The sequence below is a fragment of the Cognatundibacterium jejuense genome (assembly GCF_014284255.1).
GTDB lineage: Bacteria > Pseudomonadota > Gammaproteobacteria > Burkholderiales > Burkholderiaceae_D > Undibacterium > Undibacterium jejuense.
The window spans coordinates 77287-100703 of sequence record NZ_JACOFV010000004.1 but is presented as its reverse complement, the minus strand read 5'-3'; the positions used below and the strand labels follow the sequence as shown (position 1 = coordinate 100703).

Annotated in this window: 21 protein-coding genes; 12 read left to right on the top strand and 9 right to left on the bottom strand. The window is 46.2% G+C overall.

The annotated features are described in order from the left end of the window. The first annotated feature begins 151 nt into the window (after positions 1–151). From H8K32_RS05905 to H8K32_RS05890, 4 genes are all read left to right on the top strand, one after another. Positions 152–1408 carry a hypothetical protein gene (locus H8K32_RS05905; RefSeq protein ID WP_186911562.1) on the top strand — a complete coding sequence of 419 codons (1257 nt, stop codon included), beginning with the start codon at positions 152–154 and terminating at the stop codon, positions 1406–1408. A gap of 30 nt (positions 1409–1438) precedes the next feature. Further along, positions 1439–1849 carry a substrate-binding domain-containing protein gene (locus H8K32_RS05900; protein ID WP_222613029.1) on the top strand — a complete coding sequence of 137 codons (411 nt, stop codon included), beginning with the start codon at positions 1439–1441 and terminating at the stop codon, positions 1847–1849. 5 nt (positions 1850–1854) lie between these two features. Then, a complete protein-coding gene (locus tag H8K32_RS05895) occupies positions 1855–3459 on the top strand; it encodes a sensor domain-containing diguanylate cyclase (protein WP_186911560.1) in 1605 nt (534 codons plus the stop codon). A 463-nt stretch (positions 3460–3922) separates the two neighbouring features. Beyond that, positions 3923–5143, top strand: coding sequence for an SGNH/GDSL hydrolase family protein (locus tag H8K32_RS05890; RefSeq protein WP_186911559.1), 1221 nt, complete (start codon positions 3923–3925; stop codon positions 5141–5143). A 62-nt stretch (positions 5144–5205) separates the two neighbouring features. Here the strand turns inward: H8K32_RS05890 and H8K32_RS05885 are convergent, their stop codons facing one another. Continuing rightward, entirely contained in the window at positions 5206–6261 is a 1056-nt protein-coding gene (locus tag H8K32_RS05885) for a questin oxidase family protein (RefSeq protein WP_186911558.1), read from the bottom strand. 98 nt (positions 6262–6359) lie between these two features. Between H8K32_RS05885 and soxR the strand changes: the two genes are divergently transcribed. After that, positions 6360–6809, top strand: a complete 450-nt coding sequence (soxR, locus tag H8K32_RS05880) for a redox-sensitive transcriptional activator SoxR (protein ID WP_186911557.1) — start codon at positions 6360–6362, stop codon at positions 6807–6809. 9 nt (positions 6810–6818) lie between these two features. Here the strand turns inward: soxR and H8K32_RS05875 are convergent, their stop codons facing one another. From H8K32_RS05875 to H8K32_RS05845, 7 genes are all read right to left on the bottom strand, one after another. Continuing rightward, the gene (locus H8K32_RS05875) at positions 6819–8294 is read right to left on the bottom strand and encodes a DNA recombination protein RmuC (protein ID WP_186911556.1); all 1476 of its coding nucleotides are present in this window, start codon (positions 8292–8294) and stop codon (positions 6819–6821) included. A 55-nt stretch (positions 8295–8349) separates the two neighbouring features. Then, positions 8350–8817: a group II truncated hemoglobin gene (locus H8K32_RS05870; protein WP_186911686.1), complete on the bottom strand. Its 468-nt coding sequence runs from the start codon at positions 8815–8817 to the stop codon at positions 8350–8352. A gap of 58 nt (positions 8818–8875) precedes the next feature. Continuing rightward, positions 8876–9517, bottom strand: a complete 642-nt coding sequence (gene yfcF / locus H8K32_RS05865) for a glutathione transferase (protein ID WP_186911555.1) — start codon at positions 9515–9517, stop codon at positions 8876–8878. A 43-nt stretch (positions 9518–9560) separates the two neighbouring features. Then, positions 9561–12071: an ABC transporter permease gene (locus tag H8K32_RS05860; protein WP_186911554.1), complete on the bottom strand. Its 2511-nt coding sequence runs from the start codon at positions 12069–12071 to the stop codon at positions 9561–9563. Positions 12072–12193: 122 nt separating this feature from the next. Next, positions 12194–13435: a cystathionine gamma-synthase family protein gene (locus H8K32_RS05855; RefSeq protein WP_186911553.1), complete on the bottom strand. Its 1242-nt coding sequence runs from the start codon at positions 13433–13435 to the stop codon at positions 12194–12196. Positions 13436–13619: 184 nt separating this feature from the next. After that, complete coding sequence (locus H8K32_RS05850; protein WP_222613028.1) at positions 13620–14714, bottom strand: patatin-like phospholipase family protein; 1095 nt, start codon at positions 14712–14714, stop codon at positions 13620–13622. Between the two features lie 58 nt (positions 14715–14772). Beyond that, positions 14773–15675: an alpha/beta fold hydrolase gene (locus tag H8K32_RS05845; RefSeq protein ID WP_186911551.1), complete on the bottom strand. Its 903-nt coding sequence runs from the start codon at positions 15673–15675 to the stop codon at positions 14773–14775. A 147-nt stretch (positions 15676–15822) separates the two neighbouring features. Here H8K32_RS05845 and H8K32_RS05840 point away from each other — a divergent pair, with 147 nt between their 5' ends. Beyond that, complete coding sequence (locus H8K32_RS05840; RefSeq protein WP_186911550.1) at positions 15823–17517, top strand: acyl-CoA synthetase; 1695 nt, start codon at positions 15823–15825, stop codon at positions 17515–17517. Positions 17518–17529: 12 nt separating this feature from the next. Here the strand turns inward: H8K32_RS05840 and H8K32_RS05835 are convergent, their stop codons facing one another. Further along, complete coding sequence (locus tag H8K32_RS05835) at positions 17530–18153, bottom strand: flagella assembly protein FlgT middle domain-containing protein (protein WP_222613027.1); 624 nt, start codon at positions 18151–18153, stop codon at positions 17530–17532. Between the two features lie 253 nt (positions 18154–18406). Here H8K32_RS05835 and H8K32_RS05830 point away from each other — a divergent pair, with 253 nt between their 5' ends. The 6 genes from H8K32_RS05830 (at position 18407) to H8K32_RS05805 (ending at position 23368) form a co-directional block, all read left to right on the top strand. Continuing rightward, a complete protein-coding gene (locus H8K32_RS05830) occupies positions 18407–18964 on the top strand; it encodes a GNAT family N-acetyltransferase (RefSeq protein ID WP_186911548.1) in 558 nt (185 codons plus the stop codon). 163 nt (positions 18965–19127) lie between these two features. After that, positions 19128–19760, top strand: a complete 633-nt coding sequence (locus H8K32_RS05825) for a GIN domain-containing protein (protein WP_186911547.1) — start codon at positions 19128–19130, stop codon at positions 19758–19760. A 450-nt stretch (positions 19761–20210) separates the two neighbouring features. Continuing rightward, complete coding sequence (locus H8K32_RS05820) at positions 20211–20744, top strand: carboxymuconolactone decarboxylase family protein (protein WP_186911546.1); 534 nt, start codon at positions 20211–20213, stop codon at positions 20742–20744. A 77-nt stretch (positions 20745–20821) separates the two neighbouring features. After that, positions 20822–22420: a 2Fe-2S iron-sulfur cluster-binding protein gene (locus H8K32_RS05815; protein WP_186911545.1), complete on the top strand. Its 1599-nt coding sequence runs from the start codon at positions 20822–20824 to the stop codon at positions 22418–22420. A gap of 58 nt (positions 22421–22478) precedes the next feature. After that, positions 22479–22958 carry a nuclear transport factor 2 family protein gene (locus H8K32_RS05810; RefSeq protein WP_186911544.1) on the top strand — a complete coding sequence of 160 codons (480 nt, stop codon included), beginning with the start codon at positions 22479–22481 and terminating at the stop codon, positions 22956–22958. Positions 22959–22987: 29 nt separating this feature from the next. Continuing rightward, complete coding sequence (locus tag H8K32_RS05805) at positions 22988–23368, top strand: tautomerase family protein (RefSeq protein ID WP_186911543.1); 381 nt, start codon at positions 22988–22990, stop codon at positions 23366–23368. Positions 23369–23417 lie beyond the last annotated feature (49 nt).

The window sequence follows — 23417 nt, the reverse complement described above, 5'->3', positions numbered from 1 at the left end:
ACAAGGCTACCTGTTATAAAAAGTCAAAGTGGCATAAAATAAAATATTTCAGGCGACTTCGCTTTCATTCCAAATCAAACACAATAGTACGCTAAACTAACACCCAGACTCACAGCGATTAAAACAAGTCAAGTATATATAGGAAAAACCTATGTTTGCTTCACCAATCAGATTAATCCTGCTTTACACCCTCTCCTTACCTGCACTTTGGTGCTCATCTCATAGTTTTGCTCAAACAAATAACAATGACGTTTCCATCTCGGGATTTGGCACCTTAGGTGTCGTCCATAACGATACACGTCAAGTCGATATCATTCGCAACCTATCGCAAAATAATGGCGTGGGCTTTACTCGTCAGACAGATGTTGGCATGGACAGTAATCTTGGCTTGCAAGTTGACGGTCGATTCTCCGATACCTTAGATGGTGCAATTCAAGTCATCAGCCGTCGCAATCCCGACCAATTCCATCCTCAATTAAGTTGGGCATACCTCAGATACCTGCCAAATGACAATCTGACGATCAGAACAGGCCGTCTTGGCTTTGACGCCTATATGTTGGCTGATTCAAAAAACGTTGGCTATTCGTATATTTGGATCAGGCCGCCAATCGATTTTTTTGGCAGCCTCATTTTGTCGTATTTCGATGGCGCAGATTTGCGATATACCCACAACCTAGAAGATGGCAAAATAACATCCAAATTTTTCTCAGGAATTGCCAGAGAAAAGTTAAATACTGGATATGCAAATCAAATTCTTTCCTTAGCGGGATCCAAACTTTTAGGTGGCCATGTTGAATTTGAGCAAGACTACTGGACATCTCGCCTATCTTACAGCGTCCTTCAAATTGCCAACGAGTATCCACGTTTAACATCAACATTGGGCAAACTACAGTCACCAGCCTATCAAACCTTCATACCAAACGGATCAACCATAGCGAGTGAGCTTTCGTTACAAAATAAGCTTGTCCGCTATACGGCCCTTGGTATTGTCTACGACAACAGCCCATTTTTAGGGCAATTCATGCTCAATGATATTCATTCAGATAGTTTGATTATTCCCCACTCAAGAGCAGGATTTTTAACCTTAAGTTACAGGATCAACAAGTGGACACCGTACTCAAGCTTATCAGCAGTCCGTCCAATTGGCGGCAATAATATAACAACAACACCTGGCATGCCGCCATCAGCAGTCACATTAATCAATCGCATCAATCGCCGAGTAATTGGCCAGGAAAATAATCAGACAACATTCACGACCGGGATTCGCTATGACCTGACCAATAGCAGCAATATCAAGGTACAAATCGACCAAATTCATAATATTGATCACCTTTTAGTACGTAATGTCCAGCCCGGCTGGAATGGTCATGCCAATTTGATTAGTGCCTCTTATAACTTTATCTTTTAGCTCAACATGAAAAAGATAACGCATTTATTGATGAGCCTGACTGCCATAGCATTGATGAGAAATGCGTTGGCAGAGTTGGTCGTCATTGTCAATGCGAATAGTGGGATTAACAAATTAAGTAAGACGGACATTGTGAATTTATATATGGGCAAAAGTTGTAAATTTCCAAACGGATTAATGGCCCTGCCGATAGATTTAAAAAATAGCGATATTGAAAAAGCAGAATTTTACTCATCCTTGACCGGAAAAGACCTGCCAGAAATCAATTCCTATTGGGCAAGATTGCACTTTTCTGGATTTGGGTCCCCTCCCGTTCAGGCAGGGTCTATGGATGACGTACTCAATATTGTTAGTGAAAATAAAGGCGCTATTGGATACATAGATAGAAAGAAGATTGATAAAAGGGTTAAACTAATCTACATCGTCAATCCTTTGCCTTAAGCCAGATGAGAGAACTGATACGCACCAGCATCGTCTTTCGTAGCGCCAGCGCCGTGCTTGGTATGGCTTTGTTGGTAGGAAGTATTTTTTCACTCTTTACGTATTTCTACCTGGCAAGTACTGAACAAAAACATGCCATCTCTAACATCAAAGAATTACTCAATTCTGTAGAGAACACCGTAGCCGTCGCATGCTACCTGTCTGACACCAATTTAAGCAATGATGTTGCCAACGATCTACAAAAAAATACAAATATTAAAGAAGTCCGGATCTTCAACAATAAGACCCTGCTCTCCGAAGTCAAAAAAGACCTTCCAAATGCCAGCAATAACCTAAGTCGTGCCATCAGTAAAGATTCAGATTTCATTCAAACCGATATTTACTCCCCTTTCAACAAAACAGAACAGGTTTGCCATATCCGCGTCAGAGTCAACCAGGAAGCAATTTATGATCAAAGTACAACAAAAGCACGGATCATCTCTGCTTTCTTGTTTTTACAGACCATCCTTATGGCATCCGCAGTTGCATATATTGTTTTATCCATCATTACCAGACCAATCAAAACAATTTCTGATCGACTTCATAATCTGCGTCCAGAAAAAGGCGAATTGCTTCCGCAACCAGAAAAAAATAAATACGATGAACTAGGGCAACTAACCAGCGATGTTAATCGTCTGATTGCGGATTTAGTCGGAACCCTTGAGGAAGAAAGAGAACTAAGAATCCAACATGCTTTGGGCGAGAAAAAATTCCAGACGATTTTCGATAACGCAGAAACAGGCATCTTCCAGATGAACAAAGACGCGATATTGACGTCCTGTAACCCCGCATTTCTACAGATGCTAGGCGTAGAAAAAGAGAACTCTAGCAACGCACTCATCGAAACCATGAAAGGTCAAGAACTGCGTTTACATCTGATGATTGACACTGCGATCAATGAAATGCGCGTTCTCTCTGACGATTTTTATGTAGAGGTCGATCATCGCAAACAAAAAAAATGGATACATCTGGTTATCCATGCGACCGAAAATGGCGAATTGCAAGGTTTAATGAATGACATTACTGAACGCAAACTACGGGAAGAAAATGCAAATCAATTAGCAATCACTGATCATCTTACCGGTGCATACAATCGCCTTGGTTTTGAGCGAGAGATGGCGCGCCGGTCAAAAGCACATATAAATGAAAGCGGGAGCCCTTTCTTTATCATGCTGATTGATTTGGACAAGTTTAAGCAGGTGAATGATCAACTCGGTCATCAGGCTGGAGACGAGGTTCTAATCCAGTTCAGTAACATACTGCACAAGACCTTAAGAAAAAGCGACTTTATCGCCAGGGTAGGTGGAGATGAATTTATAGTTTTGCTACACGATCTACAAAAACAAACAATTGCTGAAGAAATCGCAAAAAAAATCATTTCACAAGTCGCTGCCCCAATTGCTCTCAGTGCGGGAAGCTGGGCCAGCATAGGCACCAGTATCGGTATAACTTTTGTCGATCGGGCTAGCTTCGTCCCCGCAGAGGTTTTAGCAAAAGCCGATATCGCCATGTATGAAGTCAAAAAATCCGGACGCAATGATTACCGGATGGCCGACACGACAGATAGCTAAAAAGCGCGTGATTATTTACGCACTCCAAAATCAACGTCAGGTTTGCGCAACGACAAATTCAACTAAATTTAAAAAATAAACGCATTAAAACGAATTTAGCAAGTTTTAATGCAATTAGAGTGAAATATCTAGAATAAAACAAACTTCCCCCTCCCCTTCACACATACAATTTTTTCGCGGAAACTTTTCCGCGATTCAAAAAAGATGCTGGCACTTCGCCATCTTCATCACATTGCAGCAATCGTTCGCAGTAGAAAATTCTCAGCAGTGAAAAACATTTAACAATAGTTTCAAATCATGCCCGACAGCGTGCGGTACAAGCACTTAAAGCATGGTAACCAGCAATATCTCAGAGGACTCACGCAAACCCCCGCTTCGAAGCAGCAAGATCGGCACGAACAAAGTTAAAAGCGACGATGACGGGAGATTTTTGAGCTCCCCACCTTAAAATTCTGGAGACAAAATGAAATACTTAAAAACGTTTTTACTTAGCCTTTGCATTCCACTGTTAGCCTTGGCAAGCGCCTCAAGCTACGCGTTTGGCAACAGCACTTACACCTACTTACGTTGTTTTTACCGCACCAATGCTTCTAATCTGACACCAGCAACCACCTACGTATGGGGACGCGATCCGAGCAGCAATGACTACTACCGTATCAATGGCTACTGGTATAGCAATGTCGATCTGAACAATATGTTTTACAGCGCCACCACTCAAGCGACTTTGCAGTCAGTCTGCCAAAGCACTCTTTCCTCACAAGGTATCAAGGCACCTGTTGCAATGTATGCTGCCGCTGATAGCTCGGCATCTTTAAACCACACGGTCTGGACCTTAGATCAAGTCACTCAGAACGGCAGCATCAATAAAATCGTAGCGTTCGGCGACAGCTTATCGGACATGCAAAACATGTATAACGCTACTGATTGGGTGCTGCCGAACAAGAACAGCTATTTTGCAGGAAGATTTAGCAATGACAAAAACTGGCTCGATTATTTGTCGGCCAATCTCAATTTACCTATCTACAATTGGGCCGTTGCAGGTGCCGCTGCCGACACCTACTTTGTCATTCCCGATGTAAGTCAGCAAGTAGCATCCTGGGTTTCTTATACCCGAAATGCACCCAACTATCAGCCGCAAAATACCTTATTTACATTACTCATTGGCGGCAATGATCTGGTCAATTACGGACGCACGGTAGCGACAATTATCGCAGCGGAACAAAAAGCACTGACTAATCTGATTGCGGCCGGCGGAAAAAATATCTTACTGGTCAATTTACCGGATGTCTCACGTGCTCCGGTTTTCGCGACACGCACCGATGCGGCATCTGTCAAAGAACAGGTTGAACAGTTGAATCAGCAACAGGCCGATATGGTGGCGACATTCAAGGCAAATTATGGGAACAATATTAATATTCGTATTTTTGACGCCAATAGCTTATTTACCGATCTGTTAAATAATCCGTCCAAATATGGCGTGAATAACACAACGCAATCCTGCCTCAATATTAGTTCGAGCTCGACATTGAATTACACCTACGCATGGTCGCCTCGCAGCAATTGCACCAATGCGGATACCTTTGTATTTTGGGATTTACTTCACCCAACTACACACACGCATAAACTGCTTGGCGATAATGCGACGAACTTCGCGAGAGCAAACTTCAATATCGGCAGCAACTAACGATTGATAATAAAAAAACTTGCGCATGCCCCCCCCCTGTTAGCGTGCGCAAGTTCACTGATTCAATTCACCAGACCATGAATCAATCTGACCGATTGAAGATACAAAGGATTTGGCACAATTTGATACTCAAGAAAACAACTGTAAGTCATTTTAATGACATGATCATCTTTAGAACGAAGTGCCAGCGCAAATAATCCCTCCCAATCTTGCATATTCAGACCACCCTGCCCCTGGACATCACTATTCATCAATAAGGTCACGGGTTGAACTGGTGGCAAAGCTGGCGCCCCTATCGACACGTAGGCGACGCACAAGGCGACCCAAAGATCACCCATCATTCGTGAAAACCACATTTCCGGGATAAGTGTAGCTAGGTCAGAAAATGCCTGCAATGCCGTCACCATATGTAAGGCAGTAAAATTCTGCGTGTGGAAATAACAATGAATTGCCAACGCTCGCATTCCTGCCAATGCATCATCACAATGCGGCAGTGTCGGGCACATCAATAAAAATTCTTTATCTGCCATCACTGCACGCATTTTACTGGTAATCATCTCACCTGCAAATTTGCGACCGCCGAACACCAAAGAAAGCTGAGCAAAAGCACCTTCCATTGACCCATCAAATTCAGAATTTAATGTTGACAACCGTATAGGAAAATTATTCACTATCATTGCTGCCAAGCCAGCGGCCACCTCCCCCTTATGTTCCGCGCGGATCCCATAAGCTAAGCGGATCAACGAGTGAAAAGCACCGCTAGCAGGGGCAAAGGGAATCTCATTTAAGACCTCCGCAAGCACTGCACGGATGCCCTCAACCAGCATTCGTTGGGTTAAATATGCCTGCAATTCAGAAAAACACGAAGCCTGTCCTATGCATAGACGATAATTATGGCATTGAAAACTTAAGGTGGATGTCATCGCAGTGACATCAATGGCAAAGGTTTCCCGCCAATAATCAAAGAACTCCTGTAATACTTGATCACTCGCCCCCATGTTTGCTAGCGCAACCAAAGCCATAGGACAATGATTTGTAGTGCCTTTCGCAGCCAGTGCGAATTTTTTATTTGCGTCCAATAGACTATGTAAGACACCCGATTCATTGATGATCAGCATTTTTCCTCCCAATAAATTTGAATACAGCACAAGAGTACAAGTTCAAGTAAACTTGAAGTCAAGTTATAAGAAAATGGGTTCTTAAAAGGAGTCAACCCATGTCAGATTTAATCTCTATAGGCGAACTAGCAAAGCGTGCTGGCATCAACGCCAGTGCTATCCGGTTTTATGAAGAACGGGGCTTGCTAGAAAGCGTCACTGCTGCTGGTCAACGTCGGCACTTCAAAAAGGACAGTTTACGCCGGATAGCGTTTATACGCGCAGCACAAAACGCCGGTTTAAGATTGGAAGAAATTGAAGTCACGCTCAAGCAACTGCCCGACCAACGAACACCCAATAAAGCCGATTGGCAAAAGCTCTCCAGCGCCTGGCAACCATTGTTACAGCAACGCATTGATGCATTGATTGCACTACGTGATCAATTAACGTCTTGCATAGGCTGCGGTTGTCTCTCACTCAAATCTTGCGCGCTTTACAACCCGCAAGATCAAGTTTCCAGCAAAGGTGCCGGGGCGCGTTTTCTGTTAGGTGACCGCCCAGACAAATAAATTTATCAATTATAAATCGGCATCACCGCCAAGCTCTGCCGCACCTAACAAATTTTGCGCCGCATCCACCGGCAAGGCTTCGACATCTTTTAACTTGCGCGTCATTTGCCGCGTGCGTACTTCTGCCTGGTCAATGTTTCTCGCTGCTTTTTCCAGTGTCGCTTTGGTTGCAGCTAACACGTCACCAAATTTAGAGAACTCGGTCTTTACCGCGCCCAGTACTTGCCAGACTTCAGATGAGCGTTTTTCAAGTATCAAGGTACGGAAACCCATCTGCAAGCTGTTTAACAGCGCAGACAAAGTGGATGGCCCTGCAATTGACACTCTGCACGTACGTTGTAAATCGTCTGCCAAACCAGGTCTGCGCATGACTTCCGCATATAATCCTTCGGTCGGTAAAAAAAGAATTGCAAAATCAGTCGTTAATGGAGGCGAGACATATTTTTCTGAAATTGTTTTTGCTTCAGAACGTATTGCGCGTTCCAGCTCTTTACCAAAGGTTGCCACCCCTTCCGCATCAGCACGTTCCGCTGCATCGAGTAGACGTTCGTATTGCTCTTTCGGGAATTTTGCATCAATCGGCATCCAGACGGGGGCTTTACCCTCGTCTTTGCCGGGCAATTTGATGGCAAACTCTACCCGCTCACCAGTGCCAGGAATAGTTTCGACGTTTTTGGCATATTGATCTGGTGTCAGCATTTGTTCCAGCACCATCTCCAATTGCACCTCACCCCAGGTGCCGCGTGTTTTCACGTTCGTCAATACACGCTTGAGATCACCGACGCCAATCGCCAATTGCTGCATCTCACCCAAGCCTTGATGGACTTTTTCAAGCCGGTCCGAGACTAGCTTAAATGATTCACCTAAACGCTGCTCTAAAGTTGCATGCAATTTTTCATCAACTGTCTTGCGCATTTCTTCCAGCTTGCTGGCATTTTCAGCTTGCAGCTGTTGGATTTTTTGCTCCAAAGTAGCGCGGATTTCACTCATGCGCTGGGCGTTGGATTCTGTGAGGTTGACCAATGTCTGGTTCAAAGTATCAGCAAATAATTTGAGACTGTTGCCCTGCTCTTCACGTGCATTCTGACTTTGCTGTATCAAGGCCAGACGCATTTGCTCTAACTGTTGGGCATTACTTTCATTGAGCTTTGCCAATTGTTGAGAAAAACCATCGATCTGCCCTTTTTGCAAGGTAGCGACGCTCGTCAATTGCGTCGCCATACCTTGCTGCAAACGTGAAAAATTTGTTCCCAACTCTTGCCGCGTCGCCAGTGCAGTTGATTGCACTTGCTCGCGCAGCGAACGCTCCGTGCGCTCATCGCTCAACAGTTGCTGTTGCTGCGACGTCTGCAGAAAGTGCTGCAATGTTTGCAAATCCAAACTTTGCTGATCTTTTTGCGCACTGCTGGTACGGATCAATATGATCACGATCAAGATAAGGACGAGCAGCAATGCCGCAAATATTACGAGTTCAAATGTAGTCATGTTTTCAAAAAGCAGAAACCTTCAGTTGTATGGCAGCGCACGCAAGTATGCAGAATCAACCCGGCGTATTACGCATCCAATCGGCGGTTTGGTAAAACGACTGCATCAAATGCTGCTGCAGGCCTTCTTCAATGCCGACATCCTGCATCGCCCACGCCATACAACGTAGCCATTGATCACGCTCAGCGCTGGCAATCGCAAATGGCAAATGACGGGCACGCAACCGTGGATGACCAAACTGACTGATGTACAAATCTGGCCCACCCATCCAACCAGACAGAAACCAGAACAATTTATCGCGCGAACTATCCATGGGTACCGGATGCATCGCTCGGATACCTGCAAACTCCGGCTCCAATTCCATCAAGTCATAAAAACGATCAACCAGATGACGCAGATTATCTGCGCCACCGATCAATGCATACAAATTCGATTTTTCTTCTTCCGCATCGGCATTGTTTTGTTCTTGCTGATCTGCTTGCTTATTATCTTGATTAGTATCTTGCTTGATTTCGTGCTTCATTTCATTATTCATTACTACTCACAAAAGAAATTTCTCTGCCGCATTAGTGCGACATGTTCTACAAAACTGGTCTGCCTTGCTGCAACCATTGCTGCACAGAAGCACGTTGCCACTGATGATGTGCATATTCGACGAGACGTGCTGGTACTGCTTCATGATGTTGCACAAGACGGTGCAACATTAAGGCCATATCTGTATCAGCAATGCTCCATTCACCAAACAAATTTTCCTGACCGACTGGCAACAAAGTTTCAACGACAAAAAATAAATTTTGTGCTGCGGCTAAAGCCGCTTCCGACAGAGGTGCAAATTTTTTGCCGTAAAAAATAACTTGCGTATTGCGCTCAACACGAATCGCCATCAGGTCACTACGCAACCACGCTTGAACTTGCCTCGCTCTTGCGCGTTGCTTTGCGTCTTTTGGATACAAAGCAGGCCCCTCAAATACTTCATCCACATATTCAGTAATGGCAGAAGATTCAGACAAACTAAAATCACCATGCAGCAAAGTTGGCACACGTTGGGTCAGGGATTTTTCGGTAAAGTCTTTCTCATGATTTTTCTTCGCTGCCAGATCTAACGTGATTAATTCAAACGGCAGTTTCTTTTCTTGCAGGGCGACAAAAGCTGACATCGCATAGGGACTGCAAAATTGGCTATCGACATATAAACGCAAAGCGTCTTCAGAATGGCTTGCCATAGTTATCCTTCAAAAATATTTAAATTCAAATTCCAATAGCGGTTCAACTTTCACGCAGGCTCAACAGTGGCGGTTGATTTAACACATTGCGCAAACCTACCCATCCACCAAACAAGGCACATGCCGCGCCAATAAATACACCAACAAGCCACACTAGTGGCGAAAAATTCCATTCAAAATTAAAGCTGAAATGCGCCAGCGCCCAGCCTACAGCAGACGCACCACTTGCCGCCAATATACCTGCAACACTGCCAATCAGCAGGAACTCTATCCATTGCGCGTGGGACAATTGCTTGCGGGTCGCCCCCAAAGCTCTAAGTAACGCCGCTTCACGTTGTCGGACGTCCTGTGATCCCGCCAGTGCAGCGTACAACACCAGAACGCCCGACGCCAACGTAAATAAAAACAAAAATTCTACTGCATTAATGACCTGATCCAGCACACTCTGCAATTGCTTAATCATGGCACCAACATCTACAACCGTCAGATTCGGATAATCGAGCGTTAATTGATTCACAAAACGCGCATCATTTGCAGGCAAACGAAATGCGGTGATCCAGGTCACTGGCATATCGACCATGGATTTTGGATTAAGGACAATGAAGAAGTTAACCCGCATAGAGCCCCAGTCGAGCTTACGCAAGCTGGTCAACTTTGCCGTAACTTGCTGTCCGGCGATGTCAAAACTTAGTTGATCACCCAATTTAAGTTTGAGTGTTTTAGCAATACCAATCTCAACCGACGCCTCAGGTTCAATAGCACTGCTATCATCAAACCATTTTCCAGCGGTAATTTGATTTAATGCTGGGATTTCATTCATTGCCGATAAATTAAACTCGCGGTCAACCATGCGTTTCGCCTGATCTTCCTCGTAAGTTTCTGCAGTCACAGCTTTGGCATTCACGGCAATCAAACGTCCACGTATCATCGGATACATAGATGGATGATCAAATGGCGCAAGCTTTGCCGCGATCTCGTCTTTTTGATCAGGCTGTATATTGATCACAAAATGGTTCGGTGCATCAGCGGGCGTTGATTTTTTCCATGCTGAGATCAAATCACCTCTGACCACCGTCAACAACAGCAATGCCATCAGACCCAGTGCCAAAGCCACGATCTGTATCACGGTGGCTCCTGGTCGACGCTGCAATGCAGTGACTGCAAAACGCCACGATGTGGACTGAAACACGTTGCGCACGCGCTTCAATGACATCACACACAACCACGAAATCAACGCAAACCCTAATAAGCCAACTAAAAAACCAGCAGAGGTCAGCAGGCCTAATTTCACATCACCCGTTTGCCATAACAACAGCCCGACAAACATCGACAAACCCAATACATAAGTGACGATAGTTAAGGCTTGCGGCGCATCTTGCTCGCGTCGGATAACGCGATTGTGCGGAACGTTTCTCAGTTGCAAAACCGGTGGCAAAGCAAACCCAACCAACAGCAACAAGCCAGTGGCGACACCATGCAAGGCTGGCAGCCAACTTGCCGCAGGCAAATCTTTCGCCAGTAAACTACCCAGCCATTCGAGCAACACATAATGGGCAGCATAGCCAACGGCGACACCGACGATACTACCCAACCATCCCAGCAGCAAAAACTCTGACAGGTACATCATCGTGACCTGATTTTGCGTCAAACCCAGACAACGCAACATCGCACACGCATCCAGATGTCGCAACATAAAGCGGCGCGCAGCCATGGCGATCGCCACTGCCGCCAGCATCGCAGACAATAAACTGACGAGCGATAAAAACTGTTCTGACCTATCCAGCGTTGCCCGCATTTCAGGGCGACCAGATTGTAGCGACTCCAGTCGCACTCCTTTAAGTTTTTGCTGCTCAATCTGTGATTCTAAATGCGTCTGAAATTGCGCAATTTCTTTGTTGGCACCCGCCATTAGAAAACGGTAAGTGACGCGCGAGCCATTTTGCACTAAATTGGTCGCAGCCAAATCGCTCGCTGCGATCATGGCACGCGGTGCAAAATTCATAAAACCGGCACCGCGATCAGGTTCATCGGCAATAGTATGGGTGAATACAAAAGCCATATCACCCAAACGTAATTTATCGCCGGGCTTTAGATTCAACGCAATCTGCAAAGAGGGGTCTATCCAAACCGTACCCGGTGCAGGGATATCGTCAGTGAAGACTTCCCGATCAACATTGCCCACGTGTTGATTCAGCTTCAACTTACCTCGCAAAGGATAGTGCTGACTGACCGCTTTGAGCGAGACCAGCTTAGCCAAAGCGTGATCGCCCTCACCGGCAATCCCCATGCTAGAAAACACCACGGTCTCAGCTATTTGTAAGCCACGCTTCTTCGCTTCGGTTTTCCATTCTGGATTGACTGACTGATCAGCACTGACCAATAGATCAGCACCCAGCAATTGATGGGCGTCGCGATTAAGTCCACTACGCAGACGATCGGCGAAAAAACCGACAGACGACAAAGAAGCGACAGCAACTATTAAAGCAACCAGTAAAAACCGCAATTCACCAGCGCGCCAATCGCGCATCGTCATGCACCATGAGAGTCGAAACATCATTGCCTTTCGTCAGATCACCAATAGTTATTACGAGTTCACCAACAAACATAACGGGAATTGCCCCACTTGCTTATATTGGCAAGACTACCTGGAACCACAATTCCCATCAGAGTTATCTATCAAGCGCTCAAAGCAGCAGCGAAATCGCTCAGCAAATCCTGCGTATCCTCGATCCCTACCGATATCCGTATCAATGAGTCGGCAATACCCATCTCTGCACGTTGTATGGCGCCCATTTCAAAGAAAATTGTGTGTGCCACCGGTATCACCAGAGTACGCGTATCACCAAGATGGGTGGCGTTAATAGCTAGTTTGAGGCGATTCAGATAATCAAAACAATCAATTTCTGGTTTTAATTCCAGACTCAGCAAGGCGCCATAAGCGCGGAATAAATCAGTTGCCAACTTGTGCTGTGGATGTGATGGCAATCCAGGGTAATACACAGCCGCTACGCGCGGATCCGCCTCCAGCATTTGCGCCAGCGCCAGGGCATTTGCGCATTCGCGCTCCATACGCAAGGCAAGTGTCTCTGCGCCGACCGCGATCTGATGTGCAGCATCTGGCGATAAAGTTGCGCCAAAGTCACGCAAGCCTTTGGCACGTATTTGTGCCATACCCTGTTGCGCGGAGGCTTGTTTGCGGAAGTTATCGGCAATGTTTGGATAGGCACTCCAGTCGAACAATCCAGTATCGGTGATTGCGCCACCAAGCACATTGCCATGACCCGCGATCGATTTAGTCAGGGAATTGATAACCAGGCCAGCATGAACAGACTTAGGCTGAAACAGATACGGCGACGCCATCGTGTTATCAACAACAAACAAAATACCGCGTTCACGGCACAATGCACCGATACGTTTCAGATCAGCGATCTGAGTCCGTGGGTTGGCAATTGTTTCTACAAAAACCAGACGCGTTGCGGGTGTCAACACAGCCTCAACGTTAGCAACATCGGTCGCATCAACTAAACTTAACTCGATGCCCTGAGATTTTGCAGTCTGCCACAGGCTATTGGTGTTCCCAAACAAAAATCGGGATGAAACCACATGATCACCCTGACGTAGCAATGCCTGAAACACTGCTCCAATAGCTGCCATACCGGTTGCAAAGGTGATCGTTGATGCTCCACCTTCCATTTTAGTAATTTTGTCTTCCAATGCAGCAACCGTCGGATTGCCCTGACGACCATAACGATATCCCGATTGCTTACCTTGAAACACTTGCGCCAAATCACGCGCATCCTTGTATCCAAATAGTACCGAGGTATGCACTGGCTTATGGACGGACCCGTGTTCTATGTCTTTTTGGCGGTCGCTATGCAGAATAGTGGTGGTAAAGCCGTAGGAAGTTTTATCGTTCATCTTAGTATTGTAGAAATGAGTCGCTGGAATTAGTCGTTGAATATAAGTTCAAAAAGCTGCATTACAAAGTATAAGTGTAACGCAGAAGCGACGATCTCTATGCAATCCTAATAGATGTGTAAATACTTCATTGAGCTGCATTGAGCTCAAGGCAGCTCAATGCGGTTCTAACAAGTTGAGAATTTCATTTGGCATTAAACGCCGACATTGCCTTGCGATAGCCATATTGCCATTGCAAATTAATCATCTCAACAAAGTCTTCGTGGCGCTCGGGAATGCGCAAAGCCAAACGGTTGCGCAGCCAGAATAGCTGCTTACTAATTTGATGCTTGACCAGCGCCTGCTCCATGTCTGCCGTATCGACCCAATAATCCGCCTGCTGCTGAAATACTTTATGCAAACGTTGATTGCCGTGTATGCCCATGACCAAACGCAAAGCGGGTACATCGATGAATTTATTGTACAAACCTTTACGTTCCATAATCACCTCGCGACCCAATTTGCGAGCAATTTCTATGGGAAAAAGATCCAACACGCCGCCCATATAATGATGCTCACCAATTTGATGACAACGGAAATAATACATGTCAGCAATTGATGCGCGTACCGCATCAGCAACCGGTGTTTGCGTCTCAAATAACAATTGATCAGCGACAGCACTATGTTTCCATTCGGCACTAGCGAGCGGGGAACACATGCCATCCAATATGCTTGCTACGCGATGATTAGAGAAAATAGTTTCGGCATACAATTTCCGATTGCCGCGCAACTGACCTACTTCAGATTTAGAAAACAATAATCGCCCGGCGACGATTGCCAGATCCGGCGCGCCCAGGTAATGAGTATTGTCAGGCAAAGGCAGCACAGCCGGAATATCGAACAGATAATCCTGAAACAGATCCGGAATACGTCTAACATCATTCGCAAACAAAGCACGTTTGGCGACACCGCCTATTGCTTTGAGCAGACTCTTTTCAGGATTGGCTTGCAGTCCACGCCAAAATGCGTGCATTTGAGGCGAAGTCAGCCAGGTCAAACGCTGCGCATTGTCGGGCAAATGATGGATGATCGTGCCAGCTATCGCCGCACCACAACTGGCTAAAATTACATCAGGCGTTTTTCCACGCTCCTGACAAGCAGCATAAATCCCAAGGTAATAACCAAACCGGAATCCCCCACCTGCCATGACCAGACAACGTTGATAACCCTGTCCCTCGCCCTCTGCATGCTGGCTTTTTTCTATACGATGCTCTGACAAACCAAATCCTTTAATTTCCACTGAACTTACAAAAAGTATTGGGTAAGAGTGTAAATGCTTGAGTGCATAAAGAAATAAATTATTTCAATAAAAATGCTTCAATCAACTGCGCCAACAATGCGGGCTGGTCGTGATGCAACATATGTCCGGCATCCATGATCATTTCTTTTTGCAAATCTGGAATGTGTGCAAGGCGACGATCAATTTCTTTTTGCCCTTCTTCTTTTGGTCCCATCCAATGCCAGACGTTCGTGTCATCGGCTTGCATCCACAGCACCGGAGCCGTAATTTGTTCCCAACATGCCATCACTTCTTCAACACGGAATAGCAAAGGGCTAGTTTGTTTGTGTGCAGGATCGCCAAGAATTTCCCAACGTCCTTCGGCATTTTCACGCGACCAGAACTCAGACAAAAAAGCTGCACGTTCATTGGTTAATCTTGGATTGGTCTTTTGCAGACGCGCCGCCACGTCAGATTGCGATGCGTAAGTACGCAATTCTGGCTGCTGACGCAGTTCGTCCAGCCATTTGCGATAACGACCAGGGGCTTGTTTTGGATGCGTGGTCGGCATACCAAAACCTTCCAGATTGACCAATTTACGTACGCGTTCCGGCCGCGTACCTGCATAGAGGCCAACCACATTGGCACCCATGCTATGCCCGAGTAAATTCACCGCACCGTCAGGTACATAATGATCTAGTAAAGCATCCAAATCACCGAGATAATCTGGAAACCAATACGCATCCGTGCCTGGCGCATCAGTCAGACCAAAGCCACGCAAATCAGGAGCAATTACATGCCAGTCTTGCGTAAAATGGTCGACCATAAATTGAAACGATGCAGATACATCCATCCAGCCATGCAGCATAAAAATCACTGGTGCATCCGGTTCCCCCCAATGACGAACATGGTATTGTAAGCCGCGAATCTGAATGAATTCAGAACGCGAAGCAGAAATAATCGATGAATGAGTGGATGTCATGGCAATATACAATTTTCTTCGGAAGCTACCAGAAATTACTATCAGCAATTGTGCGAAGCTATGGCAATATGCAGTAGCATAGAACAATGGTCAGAAATAAAATAACACATAATAGAACGACCGTTCGATAATTATAACGGAGACTGGATGAAACTGCAGGAATCAATTCCAAACTGTACGACAGAAGATCAGTATCAGAGCCTATATCAAGATTTTTATTGGGAAGTTCCGGAACATTTGAACATTGCCGACGTCTGCTGCCGCCGTTGGGCCGACGAGACAAAGCGCACCGCCATTTTTTATGAAGACAGCGCCGGCAATTGCAGCAAGACCAGCTACGCCGAGTTATATAAAAAATCAAATCAGCTTTCCAACTTATTACGTCAGCAAGGGGTTCAGCGCGGCGATGTCGTTGCATGTATCTTGCCACAACGACCAGAAATGGCGATCACGATCATGGCCTGCCTGCAATTGGGCGCTATTATCATGCCCTTATCTTTTTTGTTTGGTTCAGAAGCACTGGCGTACCGCTTAGGCCATAGTGAAGCAACGACCCTGATTCTGGATCAAAGCGGGGTCGATGCGTACATGCAAATCGCCGATCGATGCACGTATTTAAAAACCGTGATCGGCGTCGATTGCCGCCAGGTGCCTAAGAATTTCGCGGCACTGGAATGGGAAACCTATGTCGCTGACATGTCAAGCAACTTTAAAAGAGAAAAGACCCGCGCCACCGACCCGGCCATCCTGATTTACACCAGCGGCACCACGGGCGATCCTAAAGGCGCCCTGATCCCACACTCAGCAATCCTCGGCAACCTCACTGGTTTCGTTGCATCACAAAACTGGTTTCCTCAAGAAAAAGATGTGTTCTGGTCTCCAGCTGATTGGGCTTGGACCGGCGGCTTAATGGATGCCTTACTGCCGACCTTGTATTTCGGCAAACCTATCGTCGTATATCAAGGTCGTTTTAGTGCTGAGACCGCGTTTTATCTCCTGCAGAAATACAAGGTCACGAATACTTTTCTGTTCCCGACTGCGTTAAAAATGATGATGAAAGCTTTCCCTGAGCCGCGTCAGCACTACAAACTCAAGCTACGCGCCATTATGAGCGCAGGAGAGTCAGTGGGCGAAGCAGTTTTTAATTGGTGTCAGGCTGCGCTACGCGTCACACCAAATGAAATGTTCGGACAAACCGAAGTCAATTACATCGTTGGCAACAGCAATCAACGCTGGCCTGCCCGAGCAGGCAGTATGGGGCGCCCTTATCCCGGTCACAGAGTCGCTTTAATCAATGAATCAGGAGCCGAAGTGCCGCTGGGCACAATCGGTGAAATTGCCGTCAATCGCAACGATGTTCACGGTCATCCAGACCCAGTTTTTTTCATGGGATATTGGAAAAATGATGCCACCACACGCAACAAATACAGCGGAGAATGGTGTCGTACCGGCGATCTCGCGATTGCCGATGCAGATGGATATTTATGGTATCAAGGACGTGCTGACGATATGTTTAAAGCAGCCGGCTACCGCATCGGCCCTTCAGAGATAGAAAACTGCCTGATTCAACATCCGGCGGTAGCGAATGCGGCCGTGGTACCGAAGCCAGACAAAGATCGGGGCAACCTCGTCAAAGCCTATGTCGTTTTATGTAAGGGCTTTATTGGAAATGCAGATCTAATCAAAGATTTGCAAGCCCATGTACGGGGCAAGCTGGCGCCCTACGAATATCCGAAAGAAATCGAATTCATCGATGCTCTGCCCATGACCACCAGCGGCAAAATCCAAAGACACATACTCCGACGCCAAGAATCAGAACGCGGCAAACTCAAAGCTAATTAAAGCTCTTGCAAACTAGGGACGAACGATCAGTCTGGAACTGATCGCTTGTGCCGACTGTTCGATGAGATCATCGATCGCCTTTCCAAACGGCGTAAAACGAAATGCCTCACCATCGAAACTATAATCTTTTCCAACCAACACATCGCCAGTGGCACTGCCGGTAAATTTAAAACTTTCTATCAGGGTTCCGGCTTGTGCATCATAGACGTAAATCTCTACATCTAAAGCACGGATTTTCTTTTCCCAAAGACCGAACATTAAAGGCTGAATGCGAATACCAGCATTTCTGACATCTCCTGAGATGACATACCGTGCCTTATACGTTTCCGCAACTTGCGCCAACATTTTGGGGGTCGGTGGATTTAATTGCCAATTAAACGACAACAACTCTGGTGTGCTTCTGACTGAAAATTGTTGACCTTGTTCCAACCGCCGCGCCAGCTCTCTGGGAAAACCCAGTGCAATATCGTCGATATCAATCAACTGTGTAGGGTGAGCAACCGCAAAACCTGTCAGTAGTACACTTCGCCCCGAATCACGCGCAGGAATCAATGCCTGAGCCGCGCAAAAACCCGATACAAAAGTCATTACAGACACTAAAAAAAGCGCCAATAAGCGCGGCTGAATCAAGGTCATTTTAACCTCAAAAGAAATCAAAACTTCACGTATTAACTAGTCGGTTATAAGAAACGAATTAAGAGATCATCACTGGACATGCTTTGAGCTAAATATCTAACCAGACCAGTGCCAACACGATACCCTACCCTATATTATCGGCAGATATTGTCAATTCATTAGCTTATAGCTCAACAAAAAAAGTTGTATTTGAGCTATGATGAAAAGTAAAAAATACCTTACCGTTGCTCCCCTACTTCTTTTTCCTATTTTCATGGCCAAAAGTCCTGACGTTCAACTTCATATCAGCCCTGCGCATCCCGACTACGCCGACGCATTACTCGCCTTTGAACTTGAGAATCGGGCGCATTTTGAACATTGGATCGCCAGCCGCGGTGACCTGTTTTATTCCAAAGAAGCCGTACGAAAAAGTCTGGAACAAGCGCAATGGACAGCCAATGCTCGCACAGAACTTCACTACCTGGTCTGGCTAGGTGAAGAAATTATCGGCAGGATCACTTTACGTGGCATAGAACGTGAACAGTATTTCAAAGCCTCACTTGGCTACCGCTTTAGCGCCCGCTATGGCGGCAAAGGTTACGCCAGTACCGCTGTCAATAAAATTATTGAGCATGCATTGACCGAATTAAAGTTATGGCGTATCGAAGCCACGATCATCGCCAACAATCTTCCGTCGATAGGTGTGATACGCAAATGCGGTTTCACTCAATATGGCCACTCCCATGCATCAATTTTGCGCAATGGAATATGGATGGATGCGCTGCATTTTGAAAAACACGCAAAACAGTTTGATGACGGCAAATTGAGCTAAAACCGCAGTTAAAAAACAGTTCAGATAGCGTTTTTTGCAATTCGTCGCAAGACGATGGTGAATCAGACACGTATCGGCCATACTCGAGTCACTTCTGAAACGAAAGAACTCGAAAGTTCAGAACACGCTAATCTAATATTCCAAAAAATTTAAGGTGAAACGCATGCGCCCTATCCTGACTACTGTAGCAATGAGCCTGACTTTGTGCTTTCTAAGCACCAATGTGCTCGCCGACGAACAAATCCGCAACGTCTCAAGCTTCAACATCATTAATACCCAAAGTGCCTGCAAAATTATCGTTGAAGTTGGAAAAACCCAGTCGATCACACTTAGAGGCGATACCCAATTCATTGAAAAATTTAGCACTATCGTGGTTGGGAATGAGTTAACCATTTCTGACAAAAGTAAACGTCTCAAAATAACAGATGCCGACCAAATCATCATCACCGTTCCCGAATTAAAAAAATTCAATTTCCAAGGTGCGGGATCAACGAAAATCAATAATCTCAATAGCGACAATTTTGAATTATTATACGAAGGTGCTGGCAGCTTGACGGCCAATGGCAAAGTCAGCCACCTGACAATTCGCTCTCAAGGGGTGGGCTCGATTGATACAAAAGACGTGAGCGCCCAAGAAGTCGACGTGCGCGGTGAAGGCATCGGCTCAATTAGCGTGACTGCATTTGAAAAACTAAATGCAACTTTACAAGGCATCGGCAGTCTGACCTATTATGGACACCCGCGTACCATCAAAAAATCCGTAGAAGGCATAGGCAGCATCAAAGCGGGTGACTAACAAGTAAAAGCTGCTCACGCAGTGTTGGATGTACATAAAAATAAGTAGATGTGGCTCTGAAGATACCGGCTTCAGAGCTTTTTTTTCGCTTTTTCGCCAGTAACTCAAGAAACATCCAATCGCACCAGACAGAAACTATTCGACATTCTTCGTTAACTTAAAAGCAATCTTCAAGGTTGAATCAAAAGAGTATTTTTTGTATTCGAATTTCAATTCCGATATTTCAGAGCTCGTTCACGACCAAAAAGATTTGGGTGCGTCCTACGCCGACGGCGGCAATTCATTCATCAGGCTTGCCGCACACTCATTTCGTTGATGGCTATTCTGAATCGATTATTCCGCATATCGAAATAATTAATTCTCTTAAACGAGCATTCTCCTTTCTCTCGGAATACTTCAAAGTACGTCCTACGCTTTACAGCACCCCTCTTAACTTTGAATGGAAGAATTATGAGTCGCATCAATATTGTCACTACAGCCACAGCCACCTCCGAACAACAAGAATTGCTGATGGCAATTCAAGCTAAGTTGGGCATGGTACCTAACTTTCTCAAAGTGTTTGCCAACTCCCCTTCTGCTTTGCGCGCCTTTTTAGGATTGCATAGCATTGCTGGCGAAGGCAGTTTAGACGCGCAGACGCGTGAGCGTATTGCTTTGGCGGTCGCACAAAAAAATTCTTGCGAATACTGCGTCTCCGCCCACACTGCAATTGGCCGCGGTACAGGATTAGATTATGCAGAAATGGAAGCGAACCGCAATGGTACCAGCAACAATACCAAAGCAGCGGTCATCGTAAGATTTGCACAGTCCTTGGTCGAACATCAAGGTGAAGTAACGACCTCTGAGTTAGTCGAGATGCGCGATGCTGGTTATTCTGAGTCAGATATTGTTGAGGTGATTACCCACGTAGGAATGACTTTATTAACAACCATACTGGGTAAAGCAGCACGCCTGGAAATTGATTTCCCTAAAGTCAGCCTGTAAATTCAATCCACTTACGTCAAGCACCTGTCACCCAATGAACGTCCTTTCATTTAACAGGTGTACCGAGGAGTAACTCTATGGCACGGGCATTTGCCGATATTACTTTTACCCCAAGTGTCAAAGCGGCACAGAGTCTTTACGGCAGCCGGGAGGCGAATCGTGGTTTTGAACAAGTGGCGGAGAAACGTGATTTTCTCGAGCAGCGTGATGCCGAGTTTATCATGGCACGCGACAGTTTTTATCAAGCGACCATTTCAGAAAATGGTTGGCCCTATGTACAACATCGCGGCGGTCCGGCGGGATTCTTAAAAGTACTCGATGAAAAAAACATAGGCTACGCTGATTTTTCTGGTAACGCACAGTACATCAGCGTAGGCAACATCAATGCGACAAATCGCATCTCAATAATATTAATGGATTATGCCAACCGCCGTCGCCTCAAGATATGGGGCACAGCCAAGATCGTGCATGAGCGGGATCAACCCCAATTGATCGCGCAACTCGAGATGGGTAGCTACCGCGCCCGCATCGAGCGCGGTGTCGTCATCACGGTTGAAGCGATAGAGTGGAACTGCCCACAACACATTACGCCGCGCTTTACCGAAAAAGAGGTACAAGCTTATATGGCGGAGCTGGTAGAGCAGAACCGTCAACTCAACGATGATCTGAAAAAAGCAACAGCACAGCACACGCAAACCATCTCCACGAAGCCAACTTCTCTGGGTAATGGCAATTTAGAACTGGTTATCACAGGCATCCGTCAGCTCACGCCCAGAGTGCGAGCGTTTGAATTTCGTCGCCCCGATGGTGGCGATCTGCCAAAAGTAACGGCTGGCTCGCACTTACGCGTACCAGTGATGCTGGCTGATGGGACTAGCGAAACTCGTCAGTATTCGATCTGCTCTAACCCATCCCGCCGGGATATCTACGAGATTGCCGTATTGCGCGAAGAAAATGGTCGTGGCGGTTCCATCGCCGTCCATCAGCTTTACGAAATAGGCATGCATCTGCAATGCGATCTGCCGCGCAATAATTTTGCTTTGCACCTCAATATCACAAGCGCAATTTTAATCGCTGGTGGCATAGGCATCACGCCAATAAAGGCCATGGCGCAAGAATTGAAAGCTAAGGATCAATCCGTCCATCTGCATTACGCGGGGAGAAGCCTCAAGCAGATGGCATACAGCGACCGCCTAAAACGTGAACTTGGGTCTGCGATGCATATCTACCCCAGCGACCAAGGTTTGCGCCTTAACCTGAGTAGCGTCTTATCTGATGCCGCACCAGATACAGAATTCTATGTGTGCGGACCAACAACATTGATCGATGCGGTGGTGGCAACAGCCCAGGAACTAGGGATTGCCGCAAACCGGGTACATTTCGAGCGATTCGCCGCGATCATTTCCGACCAGGATCAAGAAATCAGGGTTGAGCTGCGTCGTAGTAAAAAGACGATCATGGTACGCGCTGACGAAACGGTTTTGCATGCGGCTCGCGCCGCTGGCGTAGAAGTGTATGCTGAATGCGAAGCTGGTAACTGCGGCACCTGTAGCGTCAAAGTCCTGGAAGGCACACCTGACCATAGGGATTCGGTACTAAGTAATGAAGAACACAAACATAGTATGTGTATTTGCGTATCAAGGGCGAAATCTCAGAAACTGGTTCTAGATATCTAGTCAGAAAAGTTGTAAACCACCACAGTGTAATTTTTAAAAACAAGAAAGGAAGATCGCCATGACTCAAGCCAACCAATCACGCCCCCCGTTACCACCATTTACGAGAGAAACGGCAATGCAAAAAGTGCGCATGGCCGAGGACGGCTGGAACAGTCGTGACCCGATTAAGGTATCCCTGGCATATACGATCGACAGCGAATGGCGTAACCGTGCAGAGTTCCCGCGCGGCCGTGCGCAAATCGTCGAATTCCTGTGCCATAAATGGGAACGCGAGATCGAGTACCGCTTGATTAAAGAGTTATGGGCGTATGAAGCTAACCGTATCGCGGTGCGCTTTGCCTACGAATGGAAAGATCAGAATAACAATTGGACCCGTTCCTACGGGAATGAAAACTGGGAATTTGACGAACACGGGCTGATGCAAAAACGCTATGCCAGCATCAACGATCTCGCGATATCAGAATCAGAACGCAAGTTTCACTGGCCACAAGGACGCCGCCCGGATGATCACCCAAGCCTGAGTGAGTTAGGTTTGTAATTCTTCAACCCAACAGAAGGAAAATCAATATGCCATTAGTGACCATTACTGTTCGCAAACCAAAGCCTGGAAAATTTAAGACGCTGGTACTTGACGCCATCCATACCGCCTTAGTGTCATCGGGCGTGCCTGTGACCGATAAATTCCAACGCGTGATTGAGCTCGATGCAGAGGATTTTCGATTTGACCCCGGTTACCCGGACCTCACCAGTGAACGCAACGATGACTTCGTTTTGATAGAGATTCTCTGGTCAGTCGGCCGTAGCACCAAGGTGAAGAAAAAACTATTAACCGAGTTGATGCAACTCCTCAATAATGCTGGTCTCAATACAGAAAATGTGATGGTCTGTTTTAAGGAAACAGCGTGGGAAAACTGGTCGTTTGGTGGTGGCCGACTGATACACACATAAGCTTCTGGCACGTAATTTCGAGTGAGGCAAAAAATGTCTCACTCGTTAA

Excerpts from the sequence above, each read along its gene's own strand:
- H8K32_RS05905 (WP_186911562.1), top strand. The coding sequence starts at position 152 with ATGTTTGCTTCACCAATCAGATTAATCCTGCTTTACACCCTCTCCTTA.
- H8K32_RS05900 (WP_222613029.1), top strand. The coding sequence starts at position 1,439 with ATGAGCCTGACTGCCATAGCATTGATGAGAAATGCGTTGGCAGAGTTG.
- H8K32_RS05895 (WP_186911560.1), top strand. The coding sequence starts at position 1,855 with ATGAGAGAACTGATACGCACCAGCATCGTCTTTCGTAGCGCCAGCGCC.
- H8K32_RS05890 (WP_186911559.1), top strand. The coding sequence starts at position 3,923 with ATGAAATACTTAAAAACGTTTTTACTTAGCCTTTGCATTCCACTGTTA.
- H8K32_RS05885 (WP_186911558.1), bottom strand. The coding sequence starts at position 6,261 with ATGCTGATCATCAATGAATCGGGTGTCTTACATAGTCTATTGGACGCA.
- soxR (WP_186911557.1), top strand. The coding sequence starts at position 6,360 with ATGTCAGATTTAATCTCTATAGGCGAACTAGCAAAGCGTGCTGGCATC.
- H8K32_RS05875 (WP_186911556.1), bottom strand. The coding sequence starts at position 8,294 with ATGACTACATTTGAACTCGTAATATTTGCGGCATTGCTGCTCGTCCTT.
- H8K32_RS05870 (WP_186911686.1), bottom strand. The coding sequence starts at position 8,817 with ATGAAGCACGAAATCAAGCAAGATACTAATCAAGATAATAAGCAAGCA.
- yfcF (WP_186911555.1), bottom strand. The coding sequence starts at position 9,517 with ATGGCAAGCCATTCTGAAGACGCTTTGCGTTTATATGTCGATAGCCAA.
- H8K32_RS05860 (WP_186911554.1), bottom strand. The coding sequence starts at position 12,071 with ATGTTTCGACTCTCATGGTGCATGACGATGCGCGATTGGCGCGCTGGT.
- H8K32_RS05855 (WP_186911553.1), bottom strand. The coding sequence starts at position 13,435 with ATGAACGATAAAACTTCCTACGGCTTTACCACCACTATTCTGCATAGC.
- H8K32_RS05845 (WP_186911551.1), bottom strand. The coding sequence starts at position 15,675 with ATGACATCCACTCATTCATCGATTATTTCTGCTTCGCGTTCTGAATTC.
- H8K32_RS05840 (WP_186911550.1), top strand. The coding sequence starts at position 15,823 with ATGAAACTGCAGGAATCAATTCCAAACTGTACGACAGAAGATCAGTAT.
- H8K32_RS05835 (WP_222613027.1), bottom strand. The coding sequence starts at position 18,153 with ATGACCTTGATTCAGCCGCGCTTATTGGCGCTTTTTTTAGTGTCTGTA.
- H8K32_RS05830 (WP_186911548.1), top strand. The coding sequence starts at position 18,407 with ATGGCCAAAAGTCCTGACGTTCAACTTCATATCAGCCCTGCGCATCCC.
- H8K32_RS05825 (WP_186911547.1), top strand. The coding sequence starts at position 19,128 with ATGCGCCCTATCCTGACTACTGTAGCAATGAGCCTGACTTTGTGCTTT.
- H8K32_RS05820 (WP_186911546.1), top strand. The coding sequence starts at position 20,211 with ATGAGTCGCATCAATATTGTCACTACAGCCACAGCCACCTCCGAACAA.
- H8K32_RS05815 (WP_186911545.1), top strand. The coding sequence starts at position 20,822 with ATGGCACGGGCATTTGCCGATATTACTTTTACCCCAAGTGTCAAAGCG.
- H8K32_RS05810 (WP_186911544.1), top strand. The coding sequence starts at position 22,479 with ATGACTCAAGCCAACCAATCACGCCCCCCGTTACCACCATTTACGAGA.
- H8K32_RS05805 (WP_186911543.1), top strand. The coding sequence starts at position 22,988 with ATGCCATTAGTGACCATTACTGTTCGCAAACCAAAGCCTGGAAAATTT.